The organism is Streptomyces sp. NPDC001970, assembly GCF_053594115.1.
The window spans coordinates 5,981-15,579 of record NZ_JBSFDW010000076.1; the positions used below are offsets into that span (position 1 = coordinate 5,981).

A 9,599-nucleotide genomic window follows, 5' to 3' on the forward strand; every position below is an offset into this window, starting at 1 on the left:
GTCGTCGCGCTTGCGGACGCGGGCGCAGAATTGGGCCATCACGAGGGAGTCGGCGCCCAGGTCGGTGAAGAAGTCGCTGTCGGGCGGCACCTGCTCGGTCTGCATGACACCGGCGAGCACCTGGGCCAGCAGCGCTTCTGTGCCGGATGAGGCGTCGGTCTGCGGCGGGGCGGGGGTGGTGTCCGTGAACGCGGCGGTCAGGGTGCGGATCGTGGTGTGCTGGTAGATGTCCTTCATCGACACGGTGGGTAGGTCGTCGCGCTTGCGGACGCGGGCGCAGAATTGGGCCATCACGAGGGAGTCGGCGCCCAGGTCGGTGAAGAAGTCGCTGTCGGGCGGCACCTGCTCAGTACGCAAGACGCCGGCCAGCACCTCGGCCAGCAGCATCTCGGTACTGGCCGCTGCCGTGCCCGCGGCCGTGGGCCCCCCAACGCTATTGCCGGTCACGGCAATCCCCCCAGGACGCTCCGGCCGGCACCGGACCATGCGGCCCGCGCCCGGCGGCCCCGTACTGGAACAGCAGCCGGGGACGCCACCGGAAAGTCACGAGGTCAGGAGCTCTGCTCTGGTCACAAACCCACGAAAACATGCGCCGTTCGCCTCCGGGCAGTGCGGTCCACCGCCGGTTTTTCATCGGAATCGTCCGGCCTGGCCGCGCATGTGTGGCCGTACCAGCAGCAGTCCTCGAACTCGCCGCGTTTCCGGCGCCAAACGCTCTTCCCTCCAGCAGGCCCGAGGTTGAGCTCTGCCCGGCTGCTGGGATTCGGCACGTCAATCGCCAGGCCGCCTACGAGATCGGTCCGCGACTGTCGGCTCGGACGGCATGGCCAGAACCCGTAGACCACGCTTTCGGAGAGTTGCCGGTTTCAACCATCCGGCAGGTGTCCGAACCACCCCCGCCGACTGGCGGGGGTGCCTCCGGTCTTGAGTCGAGAGATGCTGATCCTTGACATTCTTGACCTGTCCGATCAGACCCCGTGCGTGATCGGCTTCATCGCGTTCTATACGCAGTACGGTCGTTTTCCCCGGGCCCGGGCAGAGCTGTCCGGTGAGGTCGTGGAGTTCGTCGCCCGGCAGGTACAGGTCTCCGCTTCGGAGCTGGATTGCTACGAGTGGACAGGCCGTACGGTCGAGTGCCACCGCGCGCAGATCCGGGGACACCTCGGCTTCCGGGAGTGCAGCGTCGCGGACGCGGAGAAGCTGACGCCTATCTGGCCGAGCACGTCGCGCGCAAGGAACGCAGGCCCGAGCGGGTGCGGGTGGAGCTGCTGCTACGTTGCCGCGCCGAAGGCAGTGAGCCGCCCACTCCGGGTCGGGGCGACCGGATCGTCGCGGCCCGGAGTGTGCGGCCGAGGGGACTGAGCCCCCGCGGGGCCCGGGACCCCCCGCGCCCCGATCCGGCGGTGCGCCGGATTCTGAGGGGGCCGGGAGCACCAGGCACCCGGCGGCGGCCCGGTCCGACAGGAGCGGACGCCCGACCCGCCACACTCAAGCCACAGCCGCGGCGCATGGCGCCCGGTTCTAGGAGCAGGTCATGGACACCTCGCTCACGCGTCGCCGTGTTGTCGCCGCCTTCGCCGCCGCCTCATCGACTACGCCCAGGGCGGGGCGGTCCACGATCTCGCCCATCACCACGACCACCGCGCCACGGGCGGAGCTCACCGGCAGGAAGCCGCGGACGACGGCATGGGAGCCAGGGCGTTGACAGCTGCTTACTTGGCTCCGACGGAGAACAGCAGAAAGAGGAAGCCGGCAACGAGATGGCCGGCCACGATGTAGGCGAACAGGCGGAGGGCGAATCCCTTGGGGAAACGGCCGTCCCCGCGCTCGACGCCAGTCTTCTCACTGAGAGGCATGAGTGTCACCTTCTGATGGGTTCGTGCGCCGGTCGGCGCCCTGCGGAATCGGACGTTCCCCCGCCTCCCAGGCACAGATCACTGGCGGGGCTCTGCAGAAGCGTGTGGACGAAGAGCAGGTCCGCGCCCCCCGGCGGTAGGGCAGTGATCCGGTGGGGGGTGAGACTGTCGTAGTGGGCGGAGTCGCCCCGGTCGAGGAAGTGCTCCTCGCTTCCCAGCGAGAGTTTGAGTCGGCCCGTGAGGACGTACAGCCACTCCCCGCCGGCGTGGACTCTGACCGGGTCGTTCTGAATACCCGGTGGGACATGCACGCGCAGCGCCTGCATCGCTCGCCGGGACCGGCCGGCGTGCCAGTAGGTCCATCCGTCGGCCCCTATTGATCCCGGGCCCGCGGACTTGACCACAGGATCCCGCTCGGGAGGTATCTCATCGAGCAGATGCGAGACGGTTGTGCCATAGGTGCGAGCCAGCGTCAGCAGCATGGGCAACGACGGCTGCCGGTGGCCCGTTTCCAGACGGGACAAGTGCGCGGGAGACAGCCCGAGCCGTTGTGCGGCTGCTTCAAGGGTGAGTCCTCTGCGTTTTCGCAGGTCCCGCAGTTGTGGTGCGACACTGGAGAGGACGGCGCTTGTCTCCGTGGCGCTCATCTCCGCGGTTCCTCTGACCATGCCGCTATTGAGCCACAACCATGCCTCATAGGCAAAAAGTTTGCCTATGAGGCAATGCTTCGACGTAACGGACGCGGTCCTGTGCGCCCCCCGCTGGGCAGTCAAGTCCGGCGTCTCCGGCTACGTGACAAGCAGTGGGACGACGGCACCGATGGCAAGCAGGATGATGATGCCCGGCCCCGTCACCTGGGACAGCAGGGCCGGGCGCCGCTGACCAGCGGTTACGCCACGCCCGCAGGATCCCACTCCGCCGGTGCAATGCGGGGCGGCGGCCCCGGAAGGGGTCCGGGCCGCAACGAGATCCGCCCAGCGCGCCGGGACGCGCACGTGACGTCGGCGCCGTAGACGCTGAGGGGGACCGTCATGGCAGGACGGGCACGCAAGGTGGTGGGACCAGGTGCTTCAGCGACCTCTTCCTTGAACCGGGTGAGTCCTGTCGCCGGCTCAGGTGGTCCATCACGACGTCCTCACCCTGCTGTCGGCGCAGGCTCTGCGGTCGCCGGCACGGCGTCGGGGTGGTGCTTGAGCGCCATCCGGGCCTCGACCCGCGCCGGGCCCTCGAGGGTGGCCCAGTACGTATGGGTCGACACCTGGATGGACAGCTCCCGGACCAGCTCGCGCCGGCGGGCGTAGTCCACCTTCTGCTCGTCGGTGTAGCCAGGGCTGTCTGCCCGCCCGCCGGTCACGACCCCGGTGTGGGGGTGCACCTCGCCGGGCCAGCCCTTGGCCGGCACGACCGACCAGGGCAACGTGCGGCAGAAGGCCTCGTACTCGGCTCGGGCCCGATGGAGGCGGAGCTGGGCGTCGAGGAGATCGGGAGGAAAGGTATTGGCCACGATCAGAATGATACGTCTGTTCGAATTCATGGAAGAAGTGCGACCGCCCGGAAGTCACCCGTTCGGGTGCGGTGGGGTCGCCCGGGACCGTGCTTCAAGGCCACCCTGGCGTCTGGCCGTCGACTACTGGTTCTCTCCGGAGGACCCGTGCTCGGATGCGGTGAACGACTCGTTCACCGTGCTGCGGCGGGTGGGCAGGAACGCACCGACTGATCTCGTTCGGCTAACTGCACCTCAACAGCGGCCGGCCGCCGACCGCTGACGGGCTCCCTCCGGGCAACTTCAATTCAGTGGGCACTGTCGGCTGACCATGCGCAACATCCGAGCAGTTCCGATGGACCACGTGCGGTGGCCGCGCCCGGTGCGACCAGCGGGGGTGATCACAGTCAGGAAATGAGTATGCGGCTGCGCGGCGTCAACCCGATCATGTGTGTGTGACCGATCAGCCGGCGATCCGTACTTTGACTTTGCAGCACAGGATTCTGGACGACTGGGCCGCGGACCCCTGGGCCGAGGTGCGGCCTCTGATCGACGGCGCAGATGTCCTGAAGGAGGTCCATCCGAAGGGGTGGCATTCAGTTGCCGATACTGGACAGGCCGAGCCGAGAGCTGGCCGCTGACGGTCACGGAGGAACCTCGCAGGGTTATGATCACCGAGCCGGTCTGCACCGTCGGCTGCTGCGGCGCCCTGTACCTCACCATGCGCCGCGAGGGCGATCGGGCGATCTGGGACTCCTGGGAGAACACCAGCAATATCACTGCTGTGCCGGCGGACATCTGCTTCGCTACGGCCCAGTACGAGGCCGAACTCGCGCGGGCCGCAGCGGACCGCAGTTGGGAAGAGCCGGTGGACACTGTCGCCCGGCTCCTTGAGTAAACCCTTGCGGACAGCGGCTGGTTCGAGCGGTGGGGCTGCGTCCTCACGAATGTCTCGCCACGACGCGAGGAGCCCGGCCTTCCCGAGGAGCTCACAAGCCCTGAGGGCGTCGATGTCGAGTTCCACCAGATCCAGGGACCGGACGAGCGTACAAATTCTTACGGGTACGAGTTGTTCGTCACCCACGACCAGTCCGTGGAGGAGCAGGTACGGCGGCTCGCGGCCCGCATTCTGGCGGACGATCCGCGGAAGACTGCTGAGATTCGAGAACGCTGAGGACCTTCGGGCGCCCTGTCGAAGGTGATCCAGTGGAGCTGGGGCGGATTGGCACCTCTGGACACGATGACCGGCAGGACCAGAGCGGGTCTCGGTCATGCCGAGTGGCTGCCATGCGCGGGTGGTGACGAAGGGGTCGAGCGTCGCCCTCTTCAGAGACGGTCCGAGCGCCTGCTGATGATGTGCAGGCGGCCACTCACCAGGCCCCAAGGCCGATGGCGAACGGATGTCTGAATCCCCAGCGCAGCCTCGGCATGCGCTGGGGCTCATCGCGTCGATCGCGCTGACGGCGAGCGGGGCGAAGGACGCCGCCCAGGAAGAGATCTCCGCCTGGTTACTGACTGACCCTGGTCGGGAGGTCCAGGCGGAGTTCGTAGCCGCCGTCGGTCGTTGGGCCGGAGGTGATGGTGCCGCCGAGGAGTTCTGCGCGCTGGCGGAGGCTGTCCAGGCCGTAGTGGGCGCTGGGCAGGGGAAGAGCGGGTCGGGTCGGGGCGGTGTTGGTGACCGTGAGGTGGACGGCGTCTCCCTCGTGGAGGATGCGGACGGTTGCGGTGGCGCCGGGGGCGTGCTTGCGGACGTTGGTCAGCGCTTCCTGGACGGTGCGGTAGATGGCGCGCTGGACGGTCGGAGGCAGGCCGTCCGGCGCGTCGTTCCGGCGGTCCGGCTGGTCCACCAGCGTTTCGGTCCGGAGGTCCGTGTGCAGCTCGGCCTCGATGCCGCTGCTGTCGACGAGGCGGGGGAGGTCGAGCAAGGACGGTTGCGGGGTCAGTTCGGTGGGGCGGCCCCCGGCGGCGCGCAGGACGCTGACCATGTGCCGCAGTTCGTCGAGGGTCTGCACGCTCAGCCGTCGCATCGTGGCCGCGGCGTCCCTGACGTCGGCGTCCCGGGTGCCGATCTGGAGGGCTCCCGCCCGCACTGCGATGAGGCTGACCTGGTGGGAGACGACGTCGTGCATCTCCCGGGCGAGCTGGGCGCGCTCGTTGGCCAGCACGGTCTGGGCGATCAGGAGTCGCTCGTGGTCATGCGCCTCGGAGATCTCGGCGAGCCGCAGCGACAGGTCACGCCGGGTCTGGACGAGCTGACCCAGAAAGACGGCTGCGGCCGACGTCGCCGCGGTGTAGCCCAGAGAACTCAACGTAGAGGTGTCCGACAGGTCGAGCCTCAGGGACGGCCACGGGGTCGTGACGCTGACTGTGAACGCCAATGCGCAGATTGCCAGGAGAGCGCGGCTGCGCGTACACGAGGCGAGGGTGTACAGCGCGGCCAGTGCGGCGAAGACCGCGTCGGCAAGCAGAACGGCCGGCAAAGTCAGCAGGAACGTCGGCAGCGGCCATCGCCGACGCAACAGAAGAGCGAAGGCCGCGGCCAAGGAGCAGCTCATGCGCAGCGGCTCGTCGCGATCGAAATGGACCCAGACATCGAGCAACGAGACACCGACGAGAGTGGCATCCAGCAGGGGGCCTGGCAGCCGGCGGGAGGTCATGCCCCCTCCTGGTCCCGCGGCGGTCTGAGCATGCACGCCCCCTCGACGAGCAGCTCGGCCTGGACGCGACCGCCCACCTTCAGCTCGGTGAGAATGCCACGCATATGATCCTCCGTGCGAGTGCGCAAGTGGAGCAGTACGGCGACAAGGCTGTGCGGTTCGACAGTCCCTCTACGATGAGCCTGCAACCGGCCAGGACGGTCGCACGCCCTCTGTGCGAATCAGAGGCTCCTCACTGACAGTCGACACCTGGATCACGCGTGCTCCACTCGCCATCGGGCCACTGTCCGATTCGTACCACGCCGAGTGAATCCCTGTGGCCGCCGCCCACCGAATCCGGTCGGGCGGCGGGGCCTGCATCCGCCGGTCGGCGGGGTGGGTCCGGACGCCTGCCGGGGTGGGTGCGGACACCTGCTGGATGGTTGAAACTGGCATGTTCCCGAAGCATGGACGATGTGACGGGAGACGCAGCACGCGCCGTTCCGACGGGGACTCCGGATTCCGCCGGGGCGCGCCTAACGGCCCTGGACACCGATGTCGAGGTGATCCTCCCGTACGACGGCTTCTCTTCGTGCTCGCCCTTCCGCTGTACCGGCGGCGAGCTCCCACTCAGGCTGCCATTGCCGCGGCGACCGCGCTCGTCATGCCCCAGATCCTGTACGTGCTGCGGGCAGCGGTCGAGGCGGCACGGGGAGGTAGCCGTGCTGTCGGGTGTAGAGGGTGGCGGCTTCGATGCCGCGTCGCCAGTGTGAGTGTCGATATCTTCGGCCCGCTCGCCCTGGCCTGCATCGCGGCCCTGCGTACGAACCCTCCGCTGCCCGAGAGCAGCCCGGCCGAGGAACTCGACGCGCTCGCGTTCCCCTTCCACGTCCGCATGCTCGCCAGCGCACGCAAGGGCTTCGACGACGTCACCGACCTGATCGTCCTCGACAGCAACCAGTGGTGCGCCCGGCGCTCGACCCCGCCGCACAGGCCCGCGCCCTGGTTTGCGGTCGCGCGCGTACAGCCTCTGTCGCCCGTCGTCCGGCACCGCGACCCCATGCCATCCGTTACGAGCCGGCATCCGCTCGGCCGCCGCCAGGCCATGGTCATCCAGGCCAGAGGCACCCCTGCCGCAGCGAACAGGGCAAGGCCCAACACGAGGCCGAGAACGCCGAACTGCCCGCACAACCACGCCCGGGCAGCTGACGCGGCCGCGCGTTGGTGAAGGACCGCCACCGCAGCACACCGGCCGGCTCCATGCCGTAGCGGGCCGCGACCGGGCGCACCAGCGACCAGACGGTCTCCCGGTGATCGGTGACCGGTGACCGGCGGCGACCGGTGCCGTGCGCACCGCACTTTCCCCCTTCGGGCGCCGGACCGTCCCCAGCCAGCAGCGCCGTCTGACGGCGATCCCGATCTTGACGCGAACCCGGTGGTCATCAGGAAGCTGCGGCGCGTAGGCACATCCTCGATGCTGGGGGAGGCGGAAGATGAGGCGGCGGGCCTCCGCCCCGCGTTTCCCCGAGCCGGGACGGAGGCCTGCCCCGCCACGGCGCCACAACGTTGCGGGGCGGGAGCATCTGCCGGAGGACGGTGGTTGGAGAAGGCGTGGTGGTGAAGGGGACAGTGTCCCCGGGCCTCACCTATTGCCCATGAGGACGATCGTTCGGCTGAAGCCTCATGGAGCCTTTCGCCGCGTAGGCGACCGCCCTTCACGACCACACAAGCGCTGATCAGCCGCGACCGGCGCCGTCGTCGGCCGGGGCTGACGGCGTTACCGGGCGCGTGACCCCCTGCCGACAGGGATGGACGAGCAACACGGTTACGGAACCGACAGCCTCACCGGCCCCATGCCCGCCCCACCACCGAAGACGAACTCCTGGCGCTCCGTGACGCCTGGCGCTCCGTGACGCCCGCCGCACCACCGCCTCCCGCACCAGCGCCCGCGCCCAAGCGCTGACCACACCGAAGTCGGAAAGCCGCGGAAGGGTGATCGCGGGGTGGGCCCATGGGAGCCCTTCCGCTAGCCCCTGATCCGCGCCATCATGCCTGCTCGTCGTCCTCAACGAAGAGTGGTGGCACCCGCAGGGACGCTGGGCGCGACTTGGCAGTCGCTGAGGAAGGGGAGTGACCGCATGGAACTCGTCTTCGCCGGCCGGGTGATCGAATGGCGTGGGCCATCGCCGTACTACTTCGTCCCCGTGCCGGACGAGCAGTCCGCCGACATCCGCGAGGTGGCCGCGATGGCCACGTACGGCTGGGGCGTCGTCCCGGTCGAGGCCCGGGTCGGTGAGGTCGCCTTCGCAACGTCGCTCTTCCCCAAGGACGGCGGCTACCTCCTACCGCTCAAGAACGCCGTGCGCAAGCCGCAGGGCCTCTCGGTGGGTGACGACGTGACCGTGGCGATGACTGTCCGCCTCTAGATGATCAATTCCAAGGGGTCAGTGATCGTAGGCGATCAGTGAGTGGTGGATGGGTTGTCCGGTCTGGTCGTTGTGCCAGATGGCGGCGGTGAGGGCGAGGATGCGCTGCAGCACGCGGGCGGTCACGCCTGCGGAGGTGCGGCCTCCGTGCTGTTCCAGGTTGAGTTGGCCCTTGAGGGTGTCGTTGACCGACTCGATCAGCTGGCGTAGCGGCTGGAGCAGGTGTGTTCCGGCCCGCGGGGCCTCGCCCTTGCGGGCCGGGCGTAGCAGCCGCACGCCCTGCTCTGCCAACTGCTGCTCGAATTGGCGGCCGTAGCAGTTCTTGTCGGCGAGCAGGGTCTGGCTTGGTCGGGCGTGCAGCAGCTCCGGTTCGGCGGCGAGGATGTCGAGCAGGGTCTCGCGCTCGACGGCATTGGCCCCGGTCAGCGCGAAGGTCACCGGCAGGCCGTGCGGGGTGCAGATCAGGTGCAGTCGCAGGCCCCGAAAGTAGCTGTGGCTGGCGCAGTAGCCGTATTCGGCCCGGCCGGCCAGGTCGGAGCGTTTTACGGTCTCCTTGGAGCGGCCGCATTCGACCGGGGTGGAGTCCACTATCCACATGTCGTCGCTCCACAGCGTGGTGTCGGTGGCCAGCACGCGGATGGTGCGGCGGATCAGCGTGGCCGCTGCCGCAGACGCTTGTTGTAGCCCGGCTGCTGGGGCAGGTAGGGGAACAGGTGGCGCAGGTGGGTGCGGGTGTGGCGCAGCCAGCGGGCCTTGCTGGAGACGCCGAGCAGGGCCTGCATCACTGCCAAGGTGACCAGTTCCGCGTCACTGAGCTTGGGCGCTATGCCCACCTTCGGCCGCTACGGGACCAGGTGCGGAGCCGCTTTCAGCAGGTCGTCGGTTCTCACGTAGGGTGCGGTCGCGAGGGTGTCCAGGTTGTTCGTCACAGAACGATCTTGGATACCCTCGTTCACGTTTCTACGGGCATCCCTTGGAATCGATCATCTCTGGGCGCCGCCTGCCGCGGCGGCCGGCCGGGCCGCCCCGGAAGCATTCTGCGGCAGCTGACCAAGCGTGTGTGGGAGTCCGCCCTGGAAGGTGGAGCCCGGACGGGATGGATGGGCATGCGACGAACGGCGGGTGCCGGGGGTTGTTCCCCCGCACCCGCCCCGGCGGTGCGGCGGGCGCGGGCCCGGGGTGCCCGGGGGGGGCGTGG

The 9,599-nt window shown here is 68.8% G+C and carries 9 protein-coding genes and 2 pseudogenes; 4 read left to right on the forward strand and 7 right to left on the reverse strand.

The window, feature by feature from the left end; genetic code table 11:
• Positions 1 to 387: acyl carrier protein (locus ACWCP0_RS41055; protein WP_451083828.1), on the reverse strand; the 387-nt coding region annotated here is incomplete at its 3' end.
• A 549-nt stretch (positions 388 to 936) separates the two neighbouring features.
• Here ACWCP0_RS41055 and ACWCP0_RS41060 point away from each other — a divergent pair.
• Positions 937 to 1,362 carry a DUF4158 domain-containing protein gene (locus ACWCP0_RS41060; protein ID WP_451083820.1) on the forward strand — a complete coding sequence of 142 codons (426 nt, stop codon included), beginning with the start codon at positions 937 to 939 and terminating at the stop codon, positions 1,360 to 1,362.
• Between the two features lie 159 nt (positions 1,363 to 1,521).
• On the opposite strand, the gene ACWCP0_RS41065 is transcribed toward ACWCP0_RS41060, so the two are convergent.
• The 4 genes from ACWCP0_RS41065 to ACWCP0_RS41080 all read right to left on the reverse strand — a co-directional run bounded on the left by ACWCP0_RS41065 (position 1,522) and on the right by ACWCP0_RS41080 (position 3,360).
• On the reverse strand, positions 1,522 to 1,662 hold the full coding sequence (locus tag ACWCP0_RS41065; protein ID WP_451083821.1) for a hypothetical protein: 141 nt from the start codon (positions 1,660 to 1,662) through the stop codon (positions 1,522 to 1,524).
• Positions 1,663 to 1,712: 50 nt separating this feature from the next.
• On the reverse strand, positions 1,713 to 1,856 hold the full coding sequence (locus ACWCP0_RS41070) for a DUF6126 family protein (protein WP_451083822.1): 144 nt from the start codon (positions 1,854 to 1,856) through the stop codon (positions 1,713 to 1,715).
• Between the two features lie 5 nt (positions 1,857 to 1,861).
• Positions 1,862 to 2,503, reverse strand: coding sequence for a helix-turn-helix domain-containing protein (locus tag ACWCP0_RS41075; protein ID WP_451083823.1), 642 nt, complete (start codon positions 2,501 to 2,503; stop codon positions 1,862 to 1,864).
• A 488-nt stretch (positions 2,504 to 2,991) separates the two neighbouring features.
• On the reverse strand, positions 2,992 to 3,360 hold the full coding sequence (locus tag ACWCP0_RS41080) for a hypothetical protein (protein WP_451083824.1): 369 nt from the start codon (positions 3,358 to 3,360) through the stop codon (positions 2,992 to 2,994).
• Between the two features lie 434 nt (positions 3,361 to 3,794).
• Between ACWCP0_RS41080 and ACWCP0_RS41085 the strand changes: the two are divergent.
• Positions 3,795 to 4,513, forward strand: a pseudogene (locus tag ACWCP0_RS41085) (hypothetical protein).
• A 334-nt stretch (positions 4,514 to 4,847) separates the two neighbouring features.
• Here ACWCP0_RS41085 and ACWCP0_RS41090 read toward each other — a convergent pair.
• Positions 4,848 to 5,996, reverse strand: a complete 1,149-nt coding sequence (locus ACWCP0_RS41090; protein WP_451083825.1) for a sensor histidine kinase — start codon at positions 5,994 to 5,996, stop codon at positions 4,848 to 4,850.
• Between the two features lie 748 nt (positions 5,997 to 6,744).
• Between ACWCP0_RS41090 and ACWCP0_RS41095 the strand changes: the two genes are divergently transcribed.
• Entirely contained in the window at positions 6,745 to 7,203 is a 459-nt protein-coding gene (locus ACWCP0_RS41095; protein WP_451083826.1) for a hypothetical protein, read from the forward strand.
• 910 nt (positions 7,204 to 8,113) lie between these two features.
• On the forward strand, positions 8,114 to 8,401 hold the full coding sequence (locus ACWCP0_RS41100) for a DUF1905 domain-containing protein (protein ID WP_451083827.1): 288 nt from the start codon (positions 8,114 to 8,116) through the stop codon (positions 8,399 to 8,401).
• Between the two features lie 18 nt (positions 8,402 to 8,419).
• Here the strand turns inward: ACWCP0_RS41100 and ACWCP0_RS41105 are convergent.
• A pseudogene (locus tag ACWCP0_RS41105) lies at positions 8,420 to 9,330 on the reverse strand (IS982 family transposase).
• Between the last annotated feature and the right edge of the window lie 269 nt (positions 9,331 to 9,599).

Excerpts from the sequence above, each read along its gene's own strand:
- ACWCP0_RS41060 (WP_451083820.1), top strand. The coding sequence starts at position 937 with ATGCTGATCCTTGACATTCTTGACCTGTCCGATCAGACCCCGTGCGTG.
- ACWCP0_RS41070 (WP_451083822.1), bottom strand. The coding sequence starts at position 1,856 with ATGCCTCTCAGTGAGAAGACTGGCGTCGAGCGCGGGGACGGCCGTTTC.
- ACWCP0_RS41075 (WP_451083823.1), bottom strand. The coding sequence starts at position 2,503 with ATGAGCGCCACGGAGACAAGCGCCGTCCTCTCCAGTGTCGCACCACAA.
- ACWCP0_RS41090 (WP_451083825.1), bottom strand. The coding sequence starts at position 5,996 with ATGACCTCCCGCCGGCTGCCAGGCCCCCTGCTGGATGCCACTCTCGTC.
- ACWCP0_RS41100 (WP_451083827.1), top strand. The coding sequence starts at position 8,114 with ATGGAACTCGTCTTCGCCGGCCGGGTGATCGAATGGCGTGGGCCATCG.